Raw genomic sequence first — 21,460 nt, forward strand, 5'->3', positions numbered from 1 at the left:
GCGGCGGCATGGCACGGCCATCCAGGCTGATGCGGATCGCCATTGAACCCTCCCGCGTCGCCTGGATAGCCCCCGAGCGTCCCTAATCCAGCATCGGTTCCTGCAGGCGCCTCCCGTTGGCGACTTGCAGGGCCCGGGTATCAAGGCTGATGCGGATCGCATCGGGGCGCCAGTGCTCTATGTCGCAGTCCACCAGCCCGCCCCGCTCGTCGTAGTTGACCCGCACCAGCCGCAGCACCGCGCTCCCCTCCGCCAGGTTGAGGGCGCGAGCGATGGCGCCCCGCGCCGCCGAGGGGGTGATCTCCAGACTGGCCCCGCCCTGGCCTATGCCATAACGCTGCTGGTATAGCTCGGTGAGGGAGCTCGCCAGCGGCGCGCCGGCGATATCGGGGAAGCGGCTGGCCAGCAGATGGTGGCTGACGTGCAGCACGGGGCGAGCGTCGATCAACCGCAGCCGGCGGATCTCGTAGAGCGGGGTGAAGGGGGCCAGCCCCATCCAGTGGCACAGTTCGCTGCTGGCCAGGGCGCCGCCGTGGTCCAGCACCCGGGTCTCGGCCACCCGCTGCTGCTCGCCAATCCACTGGTGGAAGTGGGTGTGGATCGCGGGATCGTAGGTGAGCCTGGGCGGCGCCACGAACCAGCCGCGCCGCTCGGCCCGGTAGATCAGGCCGTCCGCCTCCAGGCTCGAAAGCGCCTCCTTGATGGTGATGCGGGTGGTGGCGAAGCGCTCGCTCAGGGCGCGCTCGGCGGGCAGCTGCTGTCCCGCCACCAGCTGGCCGCTGCCGATGTAGCGGCGCAGGATCTGGCAAATCTGTTCACTCTTGGATGGCTCTCTGCGGTTGCTCACTGTCGGGTCCCTGTGGCTCATGGCTGGCATAGACCAGCCGCTATCGACTCTGGGTTGTAACCCGGCAGGATGACAGCCCCGTGACAGGGTCGCCGTCATCAAAGGGCCATCCTTGTGCCCGCCATCGTCGAGTTGACGCTCATTGGCAACCCGGCCGGAAACCGTCATCAAACTGCCATCAAAGCGCCCCGCCACCGTCATATTTCCCCTCTAGCATCCCTCTCGAACCTTAACTGACCTAGTCCAGAGGGATGGGATGATGAAAATCGTGATCGCAAGTGCACTGGCCATGGCGGCCATCAGTCAGCCACTGTTTGCCGCCGACAACATCGCGGATCTGGAGAAAGCCGCCCGCGGCGAAGGCCAGCTCAACAGCATCGGCATGCCGGACAGCTGGGCCAACTGGAAGGACACCTGGCAGCAGATCGGCAGCGTCTACGGCATCAAGCACCAGGACACCGACATGAGCTCGGCCCAGGAGATCGCCAAGTTCGCCGCCGAGCGGGACAATGCCACCGCCGACATCGGCGACGTGGGCGGCGCCTTCGGCCCGGTCGCGGTCAAGCAGGGGGTCACCCAGCCCTACAAACCCTCCACCTGGGCAGACATCCCGAACTGGGCCAAGGATGCGGACGGTCACTGGATGCTGGCCTATACCGGCACCATCGCCTTCCTGATCAACAAGGATCTGGTCAAGGCCGCCCCCACCAGCTGGCAGTCCCTGCTCGGCGGTGACTACAAGGTGACCCTGGGGGATGTGGGTGTCGCCTCCCAGGCCAACAACGGCGTGCTGGCGGCGGCCTATGCCACCGGCGGCAGCGAGAAGAATCTCAAGCCCGCATTGGAGCTGTTTGGCCAGCTGGCCAAGCAGGGCCGCCTGTCGCTGAACGACCCGACCATCGCCAACATCGAGAAGGGTGAGGTGGAGGTGGGCGTGCTGTGGGACTTCAACGCCCTCAACTACCGCGACCAGATAGATCCGAACAAGTTTGCCGTGGTGATCCCGAGCGACGGCTCCGTCATCGCCGGTTACACCACCATCATCAACAAGTGGGCCAAGAACCCCAACGCCGCCAAGCTGGCGCGGGAATACATCCTCTCCGACGCCGGTCAGGTCAACCTGGCGCGCGGCTACGCCCGCCCCATCCGCAGCAACGTGGTGCTGCCGGATGACGTCAAGGCCAAGCTGCTGCCGGCCGAGCAATACGCCAACGCCAAACCGGTCAGCGACCATGCCGCCTGGGAGCAGAGCTCCAAGGCCCTGCCGCGCCAGTGGCAGGAAACCGTCATGATCAACATGCAGTAAGGAGTGCCAGTGCAACACAAGGTGATACTGGTACTGGTGGATGGCCTGTCTGCCGAGGTAGCCCATGCCATGGGCTACCTCACAGGCATGGTGGAGGCGGAACGCGGGCTGTTCACGACCCTGAGCTGCGCCCTGCCCTCCCTCTCCCGGCCGCTCTACGAGTGCATCCTGACCGGGGTGCCGCCGGTGTCGAGCGGCATCACCCACAACGGCGTCAGCCGACTCAGCCAGCACGACTCCATCTTCCATCTCGCCCGCGCCGGCGGCAAAGGCACCGCGGCCGCGGCCTATCACTGGGTGAGCGAGCTCTACAATCGCAGCCCCTGGCAGGTGGCCAGGGATCGCTTCACCCAGGACGAACAGCTGCCGATCCAGCACGGCTGCTTCTACTGGGACGACGGCTACCCCGACAGCCATCTGCTGATGGACGGCGAGTGGCTCAGAACCCAGCATGACCCCGACTTCCTGCTGATCCACCCCATGGGCGTAGATGATGCGGGCCACAGGTTCGGGCTCGATTCCCGCCAGTACCGCAATCAGGCACGGCGCATGGACAGCCTGCTGGCCGACCTGCTGCCCCAGTGGCAGGCGGAGGGCTATCAGGTGCTGGTCACCGCGGATCACGGCATGAACGAGGATCTGAGCCACGGCGGCACCCTGCCCGAAGAGCGCAACGTGCCGCTCTGGCTGTTTGGCGATGCCTTCGTCAGCCGCTGGCCGGAGGGGCCGGATCAGCAACTGCAGCAGACCCAGCTCTGCGCCCTGATGGCCGATCTGCTCGGGGTTGCCCACGACAAGCCGCGCGGCCCTCAACTGCTCAAGTCAGCCGCTATGCAGGAGGTGCACTGATGATGCCTGCCAGCACGAGGATCCTGGCGGATCAAGACGCGATCCCGCGCCCCGTCCGTCACCACTGGCTGCCGGCCCTGGTGCTGCTGCCCTTCGCCCTGTTGCTGATCCTGTTCCAGCTCGCCCCCATGGTCTGGGTGCTGGTGGGCAGCTTTCAGACCCCGGATGGCTGGGGCCTGGGTTATTACCGTGAGATCCTCAGCTCCCCCTTCTACCTGCAGTCGTTTGGCAACTCCCTGCGCATCGCCGGCATCGCCAGCCTGGCGGGGCTGGTCATCGGCACGCTCGGCGCGGCGGCGCTGCGCCACAGCGGCGAGCGGGTCAAGCGGGGGCTGCTCGCCTTCGTCACCATGACGGGGAATTTCAGCGGCGTGCCGCTGGCATTCGCCTTCATCATCATCCTCGGCATCAACGGCGCCCTCACCCTGCTGCTCAAGTCCTGGGGCTGGATCGACGGCTTCAACCTCTACTCCGGCACCGGCCTCATCCTCATCTACACCTACTTCCAGATCCCGCTCGCCCTGCTGCTGCTCTATCCGGCGTTCGATGCCCTGCAGGATGACTGGCCCCAGGCCGCCGCCCTGCTCGGTGCCAGCAAGCGGCAGTATGTGTGGCACGTGGCGCTGCCGGTGCTGACCCCGGCCCTGCTCGGCACCCTGATCATCCTGTTTGCCAACGCCGTGGGGGCCTATGCCTCCGCCTACGCCCTCACCACCGGCAACTTCAATCTGGTGACCATCCGGGTGGCCAGCCTGGTCTCCGGCGACATCTTCCTCGAGCCCAATCTGGCGGCGGCGCTGGCGGTGATCCTGATGCTGCTGCTGGGAGTGGTGACGGCCGCCAACCAGTGGCTGCTGAAGAGGAGTTATGTGAACAGGGGGAACAAGCATGCGTGACCTTAAACCGAGTCTGGGATCGAGCACGCTGGGTGCCATCAACCCGCCGCAAGGCGCCAGTGGCAAGGGCCGCGATCAGGGCGGGAGGACGCGACATGCATGACCTTAAACCAAGCTGGCCGCGCTGGGTGCTTGGCGCCCTGGTGGCCACCCTGCTGCTGCCCCTGCTGGCGACCCTGGTCTATTCCCTCTCCACCCGCTGGGGGGCGACCTTGCTGCCGGATGGCCTCACCCTCGACTGGTATCTGAAACTGTGGGGGGATCCGCGTTTCCTGGCCGCCTTCGGCCGCAGCCTGCTGGTCTGCTTCGCGACCCTGCTGCTGGGCACCCTGGTGCTGGTGCCGACCGTGCTGGTGGTGGCCTACTACTTCCCCCGGCTGGATCCCTGGATGAACCTGCTGATCCTGCTGCCCTTCGCGGTGCCGCCCGTGGTCTCCTCGGTGGGGCTGCTGCAGATCTACTCAAGCGGCCCACTGCCCCTCATCGGCACGCCCTGGATCCTGATCGGCACCTGGTTCACCATAGTGCTGCCCTTCATGTACCGGGCCCTGGCCAACAGCCTGCAGGGGGTGCCGCTCAAGGATCTGATGGATGCCGCCCACCTGCTCGGCGCCAGCAGCGGACGTGCCTTCGCCCTGGTGGTGCTGCCCTGCCTGCGCAAGGGGTTGCTGGCGGCGCTGTTCCTGTCACTCTCCTTCCTGCTCGGCGAGTTCGTGTTCGCCAACATGCTGGTGGGCACCCGCTACGAGACGCTGCAGGTCTATCTCTACAACATGAGGTCCACCTCGGGCCACTTCACCAGCGCGCTGGTGATGAGCTACTTCCTGCTGACCCTGCTGCTCACCTGGGCGGCGAACAGATTCCATCGGTGATCCAACATGTTCCATCTAGAAGTAAGCCAACTGCACAAGTCCTACGGCGAGACCAGGGTCTTTGAGGGGATCGAATTCGGCATCCGCAAGGGGGAGCTGGTGACCCTGCTCGGCCCCTCCGGCTGCGGCAAGTCCACCCTGCTGCGGGCCCTGGCCGGATTGACCCCGGTCGACGGCGGTCAGGTGCGGGTGGCCGGCGAGGACATCACCTGGCAGGCGCCCCAGAAGCGGGGCATCGGCATGGTGTTCCAGAGCTATGCCCTGTTCCCCAACATGACGGTGTGGGACAACGTGGCCTTCGGCCTCAGAATGAAACCCCAGCCGGGGCGGGAGCTGACCGCCAGCGTGCGGGAGGCGATCGGTCTGGTGGAGCTGGACGGCTTCGAGCGCCGTTACCCGAGCGAGCTCTCCGGCGGCCAGCGCCAGCGGGTCGCCCTGGCCCGCGCCCTGGTGGTGCGCCCGCGGATCCTGCTGCTGGACGAACCCCTGTCTGCCCTGGATGCCCGCATCCGCCGCAGCCTGCGCCTGCAGATCCGCGAGATCCAGCAGCGGCTCGAGCTGACCACCCTGTTCGTCACCCACGATCAGGAGGAGGCGCTGACCCTGTCGGATCGGGTGTTCCTGATGAACGAGGGCGCCATAGTGCAAAGCGGCAGCCCTGAGCAGATCTACACCAGGCCCGCCAGCGCCTTCGTGGCGAGCTTCATCGGCCACTACAACCTGCTGACCCCGCAGCAGGCCAGCGCCCTCTGTGGCCCGCGCACTCATACCCAGCTGGCCCTGCGGCCCGAGTCCATCAACCTGCTGCCGGCGGGCGCCGACAGCCAGGATCCCAGCCTGCACGGCATAGTGCGTCAGCAGCAGTTGCTCGGCAACGTCATCCGCTACCAGGTGGAGTGCGCGGCGGGCCTGCTGACGGTGGATCTGCTCAACCGCTCGGCCCGGGATCTGCTGGCGGTGGGCACCACTGTCACCCTGACGGTCGCCCGGGATCAGCTGTGTGAGGTAGCATAACCCCTTGGCGTGCATTCTCTTTTCACCGGTTGTGCCGCCAGCGTGACCGCCGTTTTGATAGCAAGGAGCCGATATGGCACTGGCACTCTTTGATTTGGACGAGACCCTGATTGCCGGGGATTCCGCCAGCCTCTGGCTGGAGCACATGGTGGCGCAGGAGCTGGCCCCGGCAGCCATGGTCGCCGAGGAGCAGGCCATGATGTCCCTCTACCATCAGGGCAAGATGGACATGCACCAGTACATGGCCTTTACCCTGCAACCCCTGGTGGGCAAGTCCCGCCACTGGCTGGATCAGCAGTGTCAGCACTTCGCCGAGCGGGTGCTGCGGGAGCGGATCTACCCGGAGGGGCTGGCCCGCATCGAGTGGCATCGGAAGCGCGGTGACGAGCTGGTGCTGATCTCCGCCTCCGGCGAGCATCTGGTGGCGCCCATGGCCCGCATGCTGGGGATGGATCACTGCGTCGCCATCCTGCTGGAGGAGCAGCAAGGCATGCTGACCGGCCAGACCAGAGGCACCCTCAGCTTTAGAGAGGGCAAGGTGGCCCGCATCGAGCAGCTGTTCGCCGGCCAGGCCGGACTCTGGCAGGAGAGCCACGGCTACAGCGACTCCCACAACGATCTGCCGCTGCTGCGGGCGGTGGCCCATCCCCATGCTGTCAACCCCGCCCCCAGCCTGCGCCAGGTCGCCGAGGCACTGAGCTGGCCGACCCTGAGCTGGCGGCTGGCGGCCTGAAAACAGAAGAGACCCTCAGGTCTCTTCGTTGCTCAGCAGGCTCCCCTGGGGCGAGACGTCCTCGACCGGCCCCGGCGGCTGGCCGAGGTAGATGCGGTTCTTGCCATCCCGCTTGGCGCGATACACCTCGGCATCGACGATCTCCAGCAGGCCCTTGGCATCCAGACCGGACGCACTGGCCACCAGCCCGCCGCTGAAGGTCAGCCTGAGGCCGGGTTCGCGCCAGTCCAGCGAGGTCACCCCGAGCCGGAACTGCTCGAGCAGCATCAGGCAGAAGTGCACATCCGACTTGATCAGCAGCACCATCAACTCCTCACCGCCGTAGCGGCAGACCCAGCCATGATCCCCCAGCAGCTGGTTGCCGAGCGCAGCCACCCGCTTGAGCACCACGTCCCCGGTGTGGTGGCCGTAGGTATCGTTGACCCGCTTGAAGTTGTCGAGATCCAGCATGGCCAGACAGAAGGGCTGCTGCTCGAGCAGCAGGTGCTGCAGCCGCTCATCGAAGAAACGCCGGTTGTAGAGGCCGGTCAGCTTGTCCATGTTGGCCTGCTGGCGCACCTCATGATAATCCTTGCTCACCTCGGCCAGCTCGGCATAGACCCGGCTGAGCTCGCGCATCCCCCCCTGAGGCACATCGTCGGGGCGCAGGCGGCTGGCCCGGATCATGGTCGAGATCTCGTCGAGCATGCGCCTGAAGTTGCGGGCCCAGAGCAGGGCCAGCAGCACATAGAGCACGCTGGCAAGCACCACCACCCCCAGCACGTTGAGGGAGGCGCTCGTCACCACGGCCTGCACGCTGGCCGCAGGCTGGACGCTGATCAGCACCCAGTTCCAGCGGGGCAGACGACGGTAGGCCACGTACTGCCGGGACTCGGCATCCAGGAAGATGCCCTCATTCTGGCTGAACTGGGCGCGCCACTGGGGAGAAGGCATGGACTTGAGCAACCGATCGGGATCCGGCCCCGCCAGCACCTTGCCGGACGAGTTGATGATCATCTGATAACCCGAGCCCGGCTGGCGATTCAGCTGGGCCGAGAAGGGGGCCAGCACGGCATCGATGGCCAGCACGCCCTGCACCCTGCCCTGCTTGTCTGCCAGCGCCCGCGCCAGGGAGACCATCAGTATGTTCTGATAGTCGCCATAGCCCTGATAGGGTTCGGTCCACACCATCTGGCCCACATGCTGGCTGGCCAGCTGGTACCAGGGGCGGGACCTGGGATCGTACTCGGCGGGTACTTCAGGCGCGGGGTAGATCAGCATGTTGCCCTGGGCTGTGCCCACATAGGCATAGCTGAGATCGGCGATGACCCCCTTGTAGAGCGCCCACTCCCGCAGATAATGTTCCGGGTTCAGCAAGACAGGGCCGCTGAAGTCCTCGACCTTCACCCGGTCGTAAATCAGGATAAACTGGCGTTCAAGCTCGTTGAGATAGGGCTCGATGAAGGTGTGCTGCAACTGCTGATTGGTGGTGAGCAGGCGCTGTTGCAGCTCGCTTTGCAGGCTGCGTTCCATGTGCAGGTAGTAGATACTGCCCAGCATCAGCACCGGCAGAAACAGCAATACCAGCCCCAGTCGCATGCGAGCAACCAGGGACCAGTTTTGCGTGGTAACAACCCGCTTGTCGCGCTTGGCCAATCCAGGCCCCCGGCTACCGTAAGATGTGATGTAGTGTCAGAATATCAGCCCCGCCTGATGGCGTCCAAAAGGAAGCTTGTGATGAGGTCGACGAGAGGGAACTGGCTCAGATGTTGAACCCGGATCTGTTGATGGCGCTGCACTATTGCGCCGTGATCACCCTGACCGGGGCCGTGACCTCGGTCTATTTCCTGTTCCGGCGCGGCATGTCCATCGATCAGGTCCGCAAGCTGCTGCTGGCAGACAGCCTGGCGGCGGTGGCGCTGCTGCTCATCTTCATCACCGGCGTCTTGCTGCTGCTCGCCCACCCGGTGGCGCCGGTCACTCTGCTCGCCAACCCCGGCTATCGCACCAAGCTGCTGCTGTTCTTCGGCATGGCCATCAGCTTCGGCTATCCGAGCCGGCTGTTCCATCACTGGCGCCGCTCCCTGCGCCAGGGGCGCCCGCCCCTGGTCTCCATCCAGCAGCAGTTCAGGGTGATCTGGATCCTGCGCGGCAACCTGCTGCTGCTCGCCCTGCTGCCCTTGCTGGCCAAAATTGCCAATGGCTAAAGCGTTGCAGGCTGACCTGGATCCTGCCTCGCCATTCTGCTGCCGCTCGCCCCGTTGCCCTTGCTGGCCAGGATCGCCAATAGTTGAGGGCATTGGCGCTGCTGGCTGATCAGGATCCGCCGTCACCATTGCGCCGCGATTGACCTCCTCCCCCCGCGAGCCAAAGATGCAAATCGCTGGCGACAAAGCCCCCCGCACGAGGGTATCGTGACAAGGGGGCTCAGGAGTGCCTCTTCTACCGCCTGCTCAGGGATGAATCCGTATGCGTTCGAACATGATGTTATTGATGGCCGCCGCCATCTGGGGACTGGGCTTCGTCGCCCAGCGCCTGGGGATGGATCACATGGGGCCTTTCACCTTCAACGGCCTGCGCTTCCTGCTCGGCGCCGCCTCCCTGCTGCCGCTGCTGTGGTGGCTCAAATCGCGCCAGCCTCGGCCACAACCCGGGCAACCGTCTGGCGATCACCGGCTGCTGCTGACCGGCGGCCTGCTCGCCGGCACTGTGTTGTTCAGTGCCGCCTCCCTGCAGCAGGTGGGACTGCTCTACACCACGGCCGCCAAGGCGGGCTTCATCACCGGCCTCTACATCATACTGGTGCCCGTCATCGGCCTGGCCCTGCGTCACAAGACCGGGACCAATACCTGGGTCGGCGCCCTCATCGCCATGGCCGGGCTCTACTACCTCAGCGTGACCGAAGACTTCAGCATGGGTTACGGGGATCTGTTGCAGGTCGCCGGCGCCCTGTTCTGGGCCATCCATCTGCTGGTGCTGGATCACTACTCGAACCGGGTCGCGCCTATCCGCCTCGCCGGGGTGCAGTTTGTGGTGTGCGGCCTGCTCAGCCTTGGCACGGCGTTTGTCATAGAGACGCCGACCCTGACGGGCGCCGTGGCGGGCTGGCAGGCGCTGCTCTACGCCGGCCTGGTGTCGGTCGGGATCGGCTACACCCTGCAGGTGGTCGGCCAGCGCGGCGCCCATCCGGCCCACGCCGCCATCATCCTCAGCCTGGAGACGGTGTTCGCCGCCATAGGGGGCGTGCTGCTGCTCGGCGAGACCCTGGACGAACGAGCCGTCGTCGGTTGCAGCCTGATGCTGGCGGGTATGCTCATCTCCCAGATCCGGCTGCGCTGGTGGTGGAAGTCCCGTCGGGACAAGGTGCCCAGCCAATCTTGACGAGCGCGTCATCACCGGTCGGTTGCCGCCTGATGCTGGCGGGTATGCTCATCTCCCAGATCCGGCTGCGCTGGTGGTGGAAATCCCGCCGGGACAAGGTGCCCAGCCAGTCTTGACGAGCGCGTCATCATCGGTCGGTTGCAGCCTGATGCTGGCGGGTATGCTCATCTCCCAGATCCGGCTGCGCTGGTGGTGGAAATCCCGCCGGGACAAGATGCCCAGCCAGTCCTGAATGCAACGAGGCGCCCGTGGGCGCCTCGTTGCTGTCGGGAGCGGTCTAGCCCCTGACGCTGGAGCAGAAGCTGACGTCGTCGCGCAGGGGATCGTCACTCATGCTGTGATAGAGCTCGAAGCAGGGGCCATCGCTGAACTCCAGCCCGGCGGCCACCACCTCGCCGATGTGCTCCTGCCACAGCACGCCGTACTGGCTGCGATCCGTGATGAGGTAGCGGGACTGGGCATAGCGGCCGGCCGGGATGAGCTGGGTCTCCACCTCCCCCTGGGTCGATGTGCCCGCCGGCACCGTCACCCCGATATCGGTGCGGCACAGGGCCGGCGCCGTCACCTCGGGGTTGTCGTGGTAGATGAAGATCCACTCCGCCTCCGCCAGCCCGCGCGCCGCCGCCCACTGATAGAGCCGCTGGCAAACGGGGCCATAGCCCTCACCATAGGGGCCGGTGACGCGAATATAGGCCAGGGTGCGGCCACTCATCTGTTCGGTTTTCATCCTGAAACTCCTCTCGTTTGACACCCCCTCATCATGACCGGCGGCCGGCTCGGATGCGTGTCCATGCTTGCTCTCCAGGTGTCCGATTTTGCTGTTTGGCAGTCGCTCCGGGTAGCTGCGTACCTCACCCGGGGTCATGGCAAACTGCTTGCGAAACGCCTTGGCGAAGGCCTGGGAGCTGGCGAAGCCCGCCGCCAGGGCCACGCTGGTCACCGGCGCCTGGCCGTAACGCAGCGCCACCGCGGCCCGCTCCAGCCGCAGCCGGCGCTGCATCTCGCCGGGGGACTCGCCGGTGACGGCGGTGAAGATCCGGTGAAAGTGGTAGCAGGAGAGGCAGGCCAGGGCCGCCACCTCGGTCAGGCTCAGCTCGGGATCCTGCTCCAGCGCCCGGATGGCGGGCCGCAGGCGGGCACAATAGTCGATCATGCTACGCGTACTCTCCCCATATGGAGCGCATCCACGAAGCGCCCCTGGCGAAACGCATAGGCGGGCGCGCAGCCCTCCTGCTCGAAGCCAAACTTGCGATAGAGCGCGATGGCGGCCGCGTTGTCGCTGTAGACCGTCAGCTCGAGCCGTTGCAGGTTGAGCCAGTTATCCGCCAGATCCACCGCCGCCCCCAGCAGGGCCGAGCCCACGCCACGGCCGGCCCAGTCATCCCGGACCCCCATGCCGATGCCAGCCACATGGCGACGACGTGGATTCGGCTCGAGCCAGAGCCCCAGATCGCCGACCAGCAGCTCATCCACTATGGCCACCAAGCCGTAGCCGCTACGCTCCGCCAGCCGTTGCTGCCACATGGCCAGGGTCGGATAGGGCATCTGCAGGGTGCCTGCCTGAGCCTTTGGCATGGCATAGAGATCCCGCAGCCCCTGGGCATCCCCGGCCTCCGCCTGACGAATCCTGATATCAATCATCCCCTCTCCTCCCTGATGCGTGAACATCCGTCCAAAATAGCGCCCTTTGTGTCCGTAGCCAACTCCATTAGGGCTACCTATCAAACACTTAGAGATGACCAATTGGCCCCGCTCGCGCCCCTTGCCGTATCGTGCCCCCATCATCACAAGGAGATGCCCCATGACTGACAAGAGCCTGCATAGCGCCAATGGCGCCCCCGTCGTCGACAACAACAACAGCCTCACCGCCGGCCCCCGTGGTCCGGTGCTGATGCAAGACATCTGGTTGATGGAGAAGCTGGCGCATTTCGATCGGGAGCGGATCCCGGAGCGGGTGGTTCACGCCAAGGGCTCCGGCGCCTACGGCACCTTTACCCTGACCCACGACATCAGCCGGTTCAGCAAGGCCGATCTGTTCAACAGCGTCGGCAAGCAGACCCCGGTGTTCCTGCGCTTCTCCACCGTGGCCGGGGAGAAGGGCGCCGCCGATGCCGAGCGCGACGTGCGCGGCTTCGCCTTGAAGTTTTACACCGAGCAGGGCAACTGGGATTTGGTGGGCAACAACACCCCTGTCTTCTTCATCCGCGATCCGCTGAAATTCCCGGACTTCATCCACACCCAGAAGCGGGATCCGCGCACCAACCTGCGCAGCGCCACCGCCGCCTGGGATTTCTGGTCCCGTCACCCTGAATCCCTGCACCAGGTCACCATCTTGTTCAGCGATCGCGGCATCCCCAAGAGCCTGCGGGAGATGAACGGCTACGGCAGCCACACCTTCAGCTTCATCAACGACGCCAATGAACGCTTCTGGGTCAAGTTCCACTTCAAGAGCGAGCAGGGCCACAGCTTCTACACGGATGAAGAGGCCGCCGCCGTGGTCGGCCAGGATAGGGAGAGCAGCCAGGCGGATCTCTACAACGCCATCGAGCGGGGCGACTTCCCGCGCTGGAAGGTCTATGTGCAGGTGATGCCGGAGGCGGAGGCCCACAGCTACCACATCCACCCCTTCGATCTCACCAGGGTGTGGCCCCACGGTGACTACCCGCTGATCCCGGTCGGAGTGCTGGAGCTGAACCAGAACCCGGACAACTACTTCGCCCACGTGGAGCAGGCCGCCTTCACCCCGGCCAACGTGGTCCCCGGCATCGGCTTCTCGCCGGATCGCATGCTGCAGGGTCGGCTGTTCTCCTATGGCGATACCCAGCGCTACCGCCTCGGGGTCAACCACGGCCTGCTGCCGGTCAACGCCCCCCGCTGCCCGTTCAGCGGCGCCCATCGCGATGGCGCCATGCGCAGCGACGGCAACGGCGGCGCCAGCCCGAACTACCAGCCGAACCGCTTCGGTACCCAGCAGCCGAGCGAGCAGCACGAGCCGGCGCTGAGCCTGGAAGGAGCCGCCCTGCACTACGACTTCCGCGACTACGACAGCGATTACTACAGCCAGCCGGGCAACCTGTTCCGCCTCATGGACGAGGGGCAACGCTCGCGCCTCGCCGCCAACCTGGCCCGCTCCCTCATCCAGGTGGAGGATGACGCCATAGTCGCGGTCCAGCTCAGGCACCTGGAGCAGGCCGATCCGGAATACGCCAAGCGGGTCGAGCTGGCGCTGGCCGCCCTGCAGCGCTAGGCCGCCGGCATGCAATATAAAAAGGGGGGCCATCAGGCCCCCCTTTTTTGCAGCATAGATATTTGATGAATAAAAAAACGGAGCCCTGAGGCTCCGCTTACCGATGCTGTTTCAATCCCGAACGGAACGCGCTTCGCGCTCTGCCCGTTCCCGTACCAACAGGCGTTTGTACCACCAACTACTGCGACGACGTTGGATTGGATAAAGGGAGGAAGAGCGACGCCCGGTCTGAGGAATAAAAAACGGAGCCCTGGGGCTCCGCTTACCGATGCTGTTTCAATCCCGAACGCAGCGCCCTCGCGCTCTGCCCGTTCCCGACCCAACAGGCGTTTGTACCACCCACTGCTGCGACGGCGTTGGATTGGATAAAGGGAGGAAGAGCGACGCCCGGTCTGATGAATAAAAAACGGAGCCCTGGGGCTCCGTTTACCGATGCTGCTTCAATCCCGAACGGAACGCGCTTCGCGCTCTGCCCGTTCCCGTACCAACAGGCGTTTGTACCACCAACTACTGCGACGACGTTGCATATTGGAAGAGCGACGAGCCATTTCTTAGGTCCCAGCCAAGAGAAGAAAGAGCCGCATTATGCGACAGAGATCACTTCCATGTCTGTAGCTGGATCAAGAAAAGCCTCACTGGCCCACGCTGATCGTCTCTCTATTGGCGGCCCCTTCGGCGGCGGGCAGGCGCACCACAGGCTCGCGCCAGGCCAGGGGACCGTTGCTCTCCTGCGCGTTTTGCGGGCCGCACTCCAGCCAGCCGTCGCCCTGCTGGATGCGGGCACCGAGGGAGTATTTTTGATCCTGATACCAGCAGACCCGCTCCGGCAAGGCGCCAAGCGGCAACACCAGCTCCGACTCCACCCCATGGCTGAGGGAGTTGGCGGCCGGGGCGGCGAGCACCGGGGTGAGGCCCGTCAGGGCAAACAGATAAAACGCGGCTCTGAGCATGAGATGAAACCTGTGACGACGAGGGTGTGATCCACTAAAGCGACCATCAGTGTCGCCGACCTGACCAATAAATATCGGCTCATCTGGCATTCCGGGGGCAATATGGTAGCCTGCCAGCGACCGCCGCATCCCGCCAGGAAGCGGCGCTCCAGTTCAGGTGATATTGTCGGGATATGGCAATATATACCCTTATTAATCAAATAATTACTTGGATATGTTGTCAATGCGTATCATGCCGTTGCTGCAGGCTACCTGCCTGAGTCTGATGTTGTCCGCCTGCGTTGCCCCCCTGCTGCTGATGAGCCCCACCAGCCAGTTGATGTGGGCGCTGCTCAAGCCGCTGGTCGGTTTCGATCCGAACGAAGTCAACCTGTTCGAGCAGCCGCTGATCAAGGACAGGATGACCGCCATGCTGGGGCCGAATTACGACAACACCATGCAACTGCTCAAGACGGCCAACGAGTTGCAGCAGGAGGGTCCGCTGTTCTACGTCGTCTCCCGCTACGCCCCGGTGCCGGATATCGCCAAGCAGGCTGGCATGGTGTGGAACGCCGATACCAACCAGCTCTCCGTCATGCTGCAGAAGAGCGATGGCGTGACCCAGGTGTTCGGTGAAAACCTGACCGCGGCGACCCCGAGCTGGCCAAGTGCGATGCAGGGATGGCAGAGCCAGGCCACCGCCCTCGGTGACGTCGGCAAGGTGCTGACCGGTTCGAGCGGTTCCCTGCTGGGCAATGTGGTGGGCGCCATGCAACAGGGTGCGACCCAGACCGTGACGAACTCCGCCAAGCAGGCGGTCGGCGGCGCCACCAACGCGGTGCAGCAACAGGCCAACAAGGCCCTGACCGACGCCACCACCCAGGCGGTGAGCAGCGCCACCGGTACTGTGCAGCAGCAAGTCAGCAAGAGTGCCACCAGCCCCCTGCAACAGGCCAATCAGGCCGTGACCAATTCTGCCAAGTTGGCGGTCAATGGCGCGACCGCTACGGCGCAGCAGCAGGCCAGCAAGACCCTGACCGATACCGCCACCCAGGCAATGAGCGACACCACCAATGCGGTGCAGCAACAAGCTAACAAGGCCCTGACCGACACCGCCACTCAGGCGGTGAGCAGCGCCACCAACACGGTGCAGCAGCAAGTCAGCAAAAGCGCCACCAGCCCCCTGCAACAGGCCAATCAGTCCGTGACCGATTCCGCCAAGCAGGCGGTGAGTGGCGCGACCAACACGGTACAGCAGCAGGCCAGCCAGGCCCTTACCGAGGTAGCCAAGCCGGCGGTCAGTGCCGCTACCACCACGCAGCAGCAGGCCAGCAAGGCCTTGAGCGGGGCTGCCAAGCCAGCGGCCGGTGCCGCCAGCGCGGCACCGGCTGACAAGGGGACCACGCAGCAGAGCGAGCAGGCCAGGGCCGATGCCGAAGCCGAGCTGGAGAAGCTGCTCAACTGAGCACCCACGGCACGCCAGCCCCACAATGCCAACAGGCCACCCTAGGGTGGCCTGTTGCTTGTCTGCACTGCCTCGGCGGATCAGGGGAGATGGCGATCCTGCTCGGTGGGCTTGACCACCTTGTCTTCACTGTGCTCGATGGCGGTGCGGATAAGGTCGACCCCGGCCCGGATGATCAACACCCCCATGTTGACCAGCTTGACGCAGACCCACATGAAGGTGATGAGCAGTATCAGCTTGAGCACCGTCTGGAACGCTTCCAGGAAGTTCTGCTCCAGTTGACTGGTGAGGCCGTTGGCACTGGTCATCAGCCAGGTGTAGACCTCGCGCACGAACGGGATGCGGCTCGGCATCTCCAGCACGTCCAGGGCGGCGGGCAGGGCCTGGAAGATGACGATGCTACCGAACAGTATCAGAATGACGCCGATGGCTACCCCTAAGAAAAAACCAATCTGTCTCATGGAAGGCCCCAAGAAGTGTTGAATGAAAAGAACAATAGCTGCCAATACTAGGGACTGCCTCGGCGCACGGCAATCCTTGTCCGCCCGGAGCGGGTTCAAACCAGGCCATATATGGCAGGAAATCATTGCCCAAGTATCTGATTTCTGTGAGGCTTACCGCCATTCATCCCCACCCGTCGGCCACCATGATCCGAACCTGCTGTTTGCTGCTCCTGTTGCTCTTCCCGCTGTTCGGCGCCCAGGCCGCCGCCAGCGCCGCCGCCTGCGTGATCAAGCATCAACAGGCGCTGCTGCTGGTGCAGGACAGGATCTCCGATCGCTACAGCCTGAGCGGGGGCTATATAGATGCGGGCGAGACCCCGGCCCAAGCGGCCCTGCGGGAGCTGTTCGAGGAGACGGGGCTGCGCGGCCGGATCACCGGGGAGCTGGGACAGTGGCAACGGGCCATGCTGTTCGCCTGCCAGACACTGACCCCCATCCAGGCCCAGCGCGGATCGGCTTTTGTCTCCCTGCTGCGGGCCCCCAACCTCGGCGGCGAGATCCTCAACGCCAGGCTGATCGAGCCGGCCTCACTCCCCAATGACCAGCGTCGCTTCCCGACGCAACTCGACTGGCTAGTCCCCAGGCTGGCGCAGGTGGCCGACAGCCAGGTGCAGTGGTTGCCCGACTTCAGCGCCGGGGGGAGCGCCCTGCACAGGGCCGAGCTGCCGCTGATCCAGCGCCTGCAGCGGTGGCTGGGGCCGGACGCGCTCTGGCTGGAGGCCAGCAATCTGCTCGGGGCCGCCCCCGTCCAGCTGGCGCTGCTCTGCCTGTTGCTGCCGCTGCTGGGCTGGCCGCGGCTCTACCGGCTGCTGTTTGCCATGGTGCTGCTCACCCTGCTGGTGCAGCTGCTCAAGGAGGGGATCGGCTGGCCCAGGCCCTTCCATCTGCAACCCGATCTGGGCCAACGCAGCGCCCAGGGCTTCGGCATGCACAGTGGTCACGCCGCCTCGACCCTGCTGTTCTGGGGTCTGGTGCTGGGCGCGCTGCCATCCCTCAAGGCCTGGCATGGCATGGCGCTGGCCCTGCTGCTGGCCGCGCTGGCGGGGCTGGCCCGCATCTGGCTCGGGGTGCACTTCATCTCGGATGTGGTGGCCGGTCTTGGCCTCGGCGCCCTGCTGCTGGCCCTGCGCTCGCCGCTGGCGGCGCTGGCGAGGCGCCATGCCTGCTGGGGCCTGCTGATCCTGATCAGCCTGCTGGCGGGCTGGCTGACCCAGTCCAGCGCCCTGGCCGGACTCGCCATGTTCACGCTGGGGCTGGTATCGGGTAATCTGCTACCACTCGAACGAAACCCGGTTCCCGCCATCGGCTGCATGCTGCTGGCCCTGACGGGGGGGCTCCTCATCGGCGGGGGCCTGCTCGCCATGCCGATGCTCACCAGCAGCTCCCTGCTGATCCTGGCCGGACAAGGGTTACTCTATGGCTGCCTGGGGCTCTGGCTGAGCGCCGGCCTCTGGTGGCTGCTGACTGTCATGAATACTGGCTCCGCTCGCCGGGGCCCAACCCCTCGTTAAAGGGAAAGCAATACATATGAAAAAAGTGGATTTGGCCAAGATCACCCTGGGCCTGCTGTTTCTCAGCCTGCTCATCATCTCGTGCTTCATGGTGCTGCGCCCCTTCCTGCCCGCTCTGGTGTGGGCCACCATGATCACCATCGCCACCTGGCCGCTGATGCAGATGGCGCAGCGGCTGCTGTGGGGCAAGCGCGCCCTGGCGGCCCTGCTGATGAGCGGCATCCTGCTGCTGATGTTCGTCATCCCGCTGTTCATGGCGCTGGCCAATGTGGCGGAGAAGGCCCCCATGCTGATCGAGCTGGGCACCCGCATCAGCCATTCACCGCCCCCCGCGCTGCTCTGGTTGCAACAGTTCCCGCTGGTCGGCGGCAAGCTGTATGAGTTCTGGCAGCAGATCCTGGCGAGCGGCGGTCAGGTGCTGTTCACCAAGCTGACCCCCTATTTCGGCCAGACCGCGCGCTGGCTCGCCTCCCAGGCGGGCAATCTCGGCCTGTTGCTGGTCCACTTCCTGCTGACGGTGGCCATCTGTGGCCTGCTCTACCACTCGGGGGAGAAGGCCGCCGACGGCATTCGCCGCTTCGCCCATCGGCTGGCGGGTCCGCGGGGTGACAACGCCGTCGTCCTCGCCTCCCAGGCCATCCGAGCCGTCGCCATGGGGGTGGTGGTGACCGCCCTGGTGCAATCATCGGTGGCCGGCCTGGGGCTGCTGATTGCCGGCATCCCCTACACCATGATCCTGGTGGTGCTGATGTTCCTGCTGATCGTGGCCCAGATCGGCCCCTTCCCGGTGCTGCTGGCCAGCGTCGGCTATCTCTTCTGGAGCGGCGATACCACCTGGGGCACCTTCCTGCTGGTCTGGTCACTGCTGGCGGGCACCATGGACAACTTCCTGCGCCCCTTCCTCATCAAGCGCGGGGCCGATCTGCCGCTCATCCTGATCCTGGTCGGCGTCATCGGCGGCCTGCTGGCCATGGGCATCATAGGCCTGTTCATCGGCCCGGTGGTGCTGGCGGTGGCCTACACCCTGCTGGATGCCTGGATCAAGGAAGAGGATCAGCCCGTCGCCATAGAGGCGCCCGTGCCACCCAGGGCGGACTGACCTCTGCATGAAGACGCCGCCCCCTGGGCGGCGTGTTTTTTTAAGCAAAGAACCGAGTGCGCTCGCCGGCCTCATGACCCCATAGAACCAAAGTTCGAATCGGCTCGCCAAAATCCGAACCAGGGTCCGAGCCACCACCCTTTGTCCCCTACCCTCCACCCGTGCCTCCCGCCACAATGCCTGCTCATCCTGGAGGAAGACGACATGAACGAACTGAGAGCAAAACGCGCCCTGATCAGCGGTGGCGCTAGCGGCATAGGGCTGGCCATCGCCGAGGCACTGGCCGCTCAGGGGGTCGAACTGATACTGGTCTCCCGTCGCCATGCCCTGCTGGAACAAGAAGCGGCAAGGCTCAGTGCGCGGTATGGGGTGAGAGTCCTGCCCCTGGCGCTGGATCTCTGCGACAGCGCCCAGGTGCGGGCCCGCCATGCCGAGGCCAGGGTACGACTCGGCCCCATCGACCTGCTCATCAACAACAGCGGGGTCGGCAGCGACTATCTGGTGCAGGATCTGCCGGAGTCGGAATGGGACAGGGTGATGAACACCTGCGCCAAGGGCACCTTCCTGCTGACCCAGGCCTGCCTGCCCGACATGCTGGCCCACCAGCACGGCACCATCATCAACATCGCCTCCCAGGCCGCCAAGCACGGCTATGCCAGGGCCAACGTCTATTGCGCCGCCAAGTTTGCCGTCCTGGGGTTTGCCAAGGCGCTGCGAGAAGAGGTCCAGCAGCAGGGCATCCGGGTGCACAGCCTCTGCCCCGGCCTGGTGCAGGTGCCACCACCGGCCTGCCCCAGCGAGCGCAAGCCCGGCTGGCTGCAGGTCGAGGATCTGGCCGAGGCCGTGCTCTACACCCTGCGCCAGGGCGCCCATGTTCAGCTCGACGAGATCGGCATGACGGGGATCTGACCAAGGCGAACCATCTGACGACAGCAATGACATGGGGCGCCGAAGCGCCCCATAGAGTATTCCACGCTGCAACAATCAATCTTGTCAGAACATCAGGCAGGCTGATGCAATGTGATGCAGTGAATACCACCGCCACCGGCGGCCACCGGATCTATGTTGACCTGCACTATCTTGCGGCCCGGATAGAGGCGGGCCAGCAGATCCCGGCAATGACGGTCGGCCTTGGCATCACCGAACTGGGGGGCGATGACGGCACCGTTGATGGGCAGGTAGTTGATGTAACCGGCGGCAAAGTCCGGGCTGCGGCTGAATTTATTGTCTCGCCCGCCCTGCGGGGGCGGCAGCTGATGCAGCTCCAGCTTGTTGCCATCGGCGTCCGTCGCCTGCTGCAAGATGGCCAGGTGCTGGCGGGTCACTTTGTAATCGTAGGAGTCGGGATCCATGTCCATGTTGATCACCACCACCCCGGGGCGCACGAAGCGGGCGTAGAAGTCCACGTGGGCATCGGTGATGTCCTTGCCCTTGATCCCCGGCAGCCAGATGATCTTGCGCAGCCCCAGGTTGGCCTTGAGCTCCGCCTCCAGCTGCGCCTTGGTCAGACCCGGATTGCGGTTGCTGTTAAGCCAGCTGCTCTCGGTCATGATGGCGGTGCCGTTGCCGTCCACCTCTATGCCGCCGCCCTCGCCGATGAGTTTGCTCTGTAAATAGTGGGCATCCGTCCGCCGGCCCACCAGGGCGGCAACCCTGGCGTCATAACTGTGCTCCTGCTTGTCACCCCAGCCGTTGAAGTTGAAGTCCACCAGCGCGAGCTCCCCCTGCTCGTCCTGCACGAAGACGCCGCCGGTATCCCGCAACCAGATGTCGTCCAGCTCGGCGTTGATGAAACGGGTGTTGTGCTCGCCACAGAGCTGGCGCGCCAGATCCTCTTCCTCCTCGTGACAGAGCACGCACACCTGGGTGTAGGGGGTCATGGCCCTGACCAGCCGGCCTATGGTGGCCTGCACCTCCCTGTAATCTCGCCCCCAGATATCGGCGCTCGCGCCAAAGGAAACCCAGACCCGAGTCTGAGGGGCGGCCTCGTCCGGCATCTGGTAACGGCCAACGGCAGTGGCCAGGGGTCCAGTAGGGGTAGTCACATTGGCAGCCTGTGCCCGTGGCAGGCTGCCCAGCCCGGCCAAGGCGCCGATGGCGGCCAGTTGTTTCAATACTTGGCGTCGGGATGACATCTCTTTATTCCTTCAGATTCAGAGGCTGCTCTTGAAACGAGTCCAGGCTCGCATGCGGGCACGCATCCGGGATTGTGCAATATCCTGGCCTGGAATGAGTCGCTCATAGCTGGCCTCATCCAGATAGATATCCGGGTTGCCGGTCATGGTGGCATTCACCATGGATCTGGCGTTGCGCAGCGATCTGGTACCCCAGGCCGAGTGTCGCCACCTGCTGCTGCTGGCGGATCGGCTGCTGCCGGTGGCGACCCCCGCTGTGTTGGCCCAGCCCGCCGCCGAGCGCACCACATTGCACGGGGAGCGGGAGCTGGACTGGCACCACTGGACGCTCAGAGGCGGCGAGGATCTGCAACTGCGCACCCAGGGGCTCAACTTCTCCGATCCCGGCCTGCTGCAGGACGCCGCCAGTGCCGGGCTGGGGGTGGCGCTGGTGAGCGAGCTGCTCTCCCGCCCCGCCCGCCAGCAGGGCCTGCTGCTGCCGCTCTCGGCTCACCGGGTGGCTGGCCCTCGCTGGAGCCTGCTGGTGCATCAGGAGAGCGAGAGCAGCCCCCAGTGCCGCACCCTCTGCCACTGGCTGGAGCAGCAATTTGCCGAGGCGACCATCGCCATGGACGAGGAGGCGACTCTCTGAGGTGGGTCACTGAATCCGCCGGGGTGGCGTGGTTAAATGCAGGGCTTAGCCCTTGCCGGACAT

General features: G+C 65.0%; 22 protein-coding genes. 14 read left to right on the forward strand and 8 right to left on the reverse strand.

Annotated features, from left to right (window positions below; translation table 11 throughout):
• Positions 1-82: 82 nt before the first annotated feature.
• Positions 83-868, reverse strand: coding sequence for a UTRA domain-containing protein (locus KW825_RS18565; RefSeq protein WP_218330032.1), 786 nt, complete (start codon positions 866-868; stop codon positions 83-85).
• 238 nt (positions 869-1,106) lie between these two features.
• Between KW825_RS18565 and KW825_RS18570 the strand changes: the two genes are divergently transcribed.
• The 6 genes from KW825_RS18570 to KW825_RS18595 all read left to right on the forward strand — a co-directional run bounded on the left by KW825_RS18570 (position 1,107) and on the right by KW825_RS18595 (position 6,517).
• Entirely contained in the window at positions 1,107-2,153 is a 1,047-nt protein-coding gene (locus tag KW825_RS18570; protein WP_084228333.1) for an ABC transporter substrate-binding protein, read from the forward strand.
• Positions 2,154-2,162: 9 nt separating this feature from the next.
• Positions 2,163-3,002, forward strand: coding sequence for an alkaline phosphatase family protein (locus tag KW825_RS18575; RefSeq protein ID WP_218330033.1), 840 nt, complete (start codon positions 2,163-2,165; stop codon positions 3,000-3,002).
• On the forward strand, positions 3,002-3,898 hold the full coding sequence (locus tag KW825_RS18580; RefSeq protein WP_218330034.1) for an ABC transporter permease subunit: 897 nt from the start codon (positions 3,002-3,004) through the stop codon (positions 3,896-3,898). Before KW825_RS18575 ends, KW825_RS18580 begins: the two co-directional genes overlap by 1 nt.
• 95 nt (positions 3,899-3,993) lie before the next feature.
• Positions 3,994-4,770, forward strand: coding sequence for an ABC transporter permease (locus tag KW825_RS18585; protein WP_042653412.1), 777 nt, complete (start codon positions 3,994-3,996; stop codon positions 4,768-4,770).
• Positions 4,771-4,776: 6 nt separating this feature from the next.
• Positions 4,777-5,784, forward strand: coding sequence for an ABC transporter ATP-binding protein (locus tag KW825_RS18590; RefSeq protein WP_218330035.1), 1,008 nt, complete (start codon positions 4,777-4,779; stop codon positions 5,782-5,784).
• 73 nt (positions 5,785-5,857) lie between these two features.
• A complete protein-coding gene (locus tag KW825_RS18595) occupies positions 5,858-6,517 on the forward strand; it encodes an HAD family phosphatase (protein WP_218292726.1) in 660 nt (219 codons plus the stop codon).
• A 15-nt stretch (positions 6,518-6,532) separates the two neighbouring features.
• Here KW825_RS18595 and KW825_RS18600 read toward each other — a convergent pair whose 3' ends face one another.
• On the reverse strand, positions 6,533-8,095 hold the full coding sequence (locus KW825_RS18600; protein WP_218330036.1) for a sensor domain-containing diguanylate cyclase: 1,563 nt from the start codon (positions 8,093-8,095) through the stop codon (positions 6,533-6,535).
• Between the two features lie 167 nt (positions 8,096-8,262).
• On the opposite strand from KW825_RS18600, the gene KW825_RS18605 reads away from it, so the two are divergent.
• Both KW825_RS18605 and KW825_RS18610 read left to right on the forward strand, forming a co-directional pair.
• Positions 8,263-8,703: a DUF2214 family protein gene (locus KW825_RS18605; RefSeq protein ID WP_218330037.1), complete on the forward strand. Its 441-nt coding sequence runs from the start codon at positions 8,263-8,265 to the stop codon at positions 8,701-8,703.
• A 262-nt stretch (positions 8,704-8,965) separates the two neighbouring features.
• Positions 8,966-9,877 (forward strand): DMT family transporter, encoded by a 912-nt coding sequence (locus KW825_RS18610; protein ID WP_042653417.1) that lies wholly within the window; start codon positions 8,966-8,968, stop codon positions 9,875-9,877.
• Between the two features lie 277 nt (positions 9,878-10,154).
• Here KW825_RS18610 and KW825_RS18625 read toward each other — a convergent pair whose 3' ends face one another.
• Together KW825_RS18625 and KW825_RS18630 are read right to left on the reverse strand one after the other, a co-directional pair.
• Complete coding sequence (locus tag KW825_RS18625) at positions 10,155-11,030, reverse strand: GyrI-like domain-containing protein (RefSeq protein WP_218330038.1); 876 nt, start codon at positions 11,028-11,030, stop codon at positions 10,155-10,157.
• Positions 11,027-11,515, reverse strand: coding sequence for a GNAT family N-acetyltransferase (locus KW825_RS18630; protein WP_218330049.1), 489 nt, complete (start codon positions 11,513-11,515; stop codon positions 11,027-11,029). Before KW825_RS18630 ends, KW825_RS18625 begins: the two co-directional genes overlap by 4 nt.
• Before the next feature lie 163 nt (positions 11,516-11,678).
• Here KW825_RS18630 and KW825_RS18635 point away from each other — a divergent pair, with 163 nt between their 5' ends.
• Positions 11,679-13,124, forward strand: coding sequence for a catalase (locus KW825_RS18635; RefSeq protein ID WP_218330039.1), 1,446 nt, complete (start codon positions 11,679-11,681; stop codon positions 13,122-13,124).
• Between the two features lie 632 nt (positions 13,125-13,756).
• Here the strand turns inward: KW825_RS18635 and KW825_RS18640 are convergent.
• Positions 13,757-14,074, reverse strand: a complete 318-nt coding sequence (locus KW825_RS18640) for a YnjH family protein (RefSeq protein WP_218330040.1) — start codon at positions 14,072-14,074, stop codon at positions 13,757-13,759.
• 223 nt (positions 14,075-14,297) lie between these two features.
• On the opposite strand from KW825_RS18640, the gene KW825_RS18645 reads away from it, so the two are divergent.
• Positions 14,298-15,518, forward strand: coding sequence for a hypothetical protein (locus KW825_RS18645; RefSeq protein ID WP_218330050.1), 1,221 nt, complete (start codon positions 14,298-14,300; stop codon positions 15,516-15,518).
• A gap of 80 nt (positions 15,519-15,598) precedes the next feature.
• Here KW825_RS18645 and KW825_RS18650 read toward each other — a convergent pair whose 3' ends face one another.
• On the reverse strand, positions 15,599-15,979 hold the full coding sequence (locus KW825_RS18650; RefSeq protein WP_042653423.1) for a hypothetical protein: 381 nt from the start codon (positions 15,977-15,979) through the stop codon (positions 15,599-15,601).
• A gap of 185 nt (positions 15,980-16,164) precedes the next feature.
• Between KW825_RS18650 and KW825_RS18655 the strand changes: the two genes are divergently transcribed.
• From KW825_RS18655 to KW825_RS18665, 3 genes are all read left to right on the forward strand, one after another.
• Positions 16,165-17,532, forward strand: coding sequence for a phosphatase PAP2 family protein (locus KW825_RS18655; protein ID WP_218330041.1), 1,368 nt, complete (start codon positions 16,165-16,167; stop codon positions 17,530-17,532).
• A gap of 10 nt (positions 17,533-17,542) precedes the next feature.
• The gene (ydiK, locus tag KW825_RS18660) at positions 17,543-18,631 is read left to right on the forward strand and encodes an AI-2E family transporter YdiK (protein ID WP_218330051.1); all 1,089 of its coding nucleotides are present in this window, start codon (positions 17,543-17,545) and stop codon (positions 18,629-18,631) included.
• Positions 18,632-18,835: 204 nt separating this feature from the next.
• On the forward strand, positions 18,836-19,540 hold the full coding sequence (locus KW825_RS18665) for an SDR family oxidoreductase (RefSeq protein WP_218330042.1): 705 nt from the start codon (positions 18,836-18,838) through the stop codon (positions 19,538-19,540).
• Between the two features lie 92 nt (positions 19,541-19,632).
• On the opposite strand, the gene KW825_RS18670 is transcribed toward KW825_RS18665, so the two are convergent.
• Positions 19,633-20,766: an agmatine/peptidylarginine deiminase gene (locus KW825_RS18670; RefSeq protein WP_218330043.1), complete on the reverse strand. Its 1,134-nt coding sequence runs from the start codon at positions 20,764-20,766 to the stop codon at positions 19,633-19,635.
• A gap of 18 nt (positions 20,767-20,784) precedes the next feature.
• Positions 20,785-20,925: a hypothetical protein gene (locus KW825_RS18675; RefSeq protein WP_218330053.1), complete on the reverse strand. Its 141-nt coding sequence runs from the start codon at positions 20,923-20,925 to the stop codon at positions 20,785-20,787.
• 1 nt (position 20,926) lies between these two features.
• On the opposite strand from KW825_RS18675, the gene KW825_RS18680 reads away from it, so the two are divergent.
• Complete coding sequence (locus KW825_RS18680; RefSeq protein ID WP_256353586.1) at positions 20,927-21,397, forward strand: LysR substrate-binding domain-containing protein; 471 nt, start codon at positions 20,927-20,929, stop codon at positions 21,395-21,397.
• The last annotated feature ends 63 nt before the right edge of the window (positions 21,398-21,460 follow it).

Source organism: Aeromonas sp. sif2433 (assembly GCF_019218705.1).
Classification (GTDB): Bacteria; Pseudomonadota; Gammaproteobacteria; order Enterobacterales; family Aeromonadaceae; genus Aeromonas; species Aeromonas encheleia.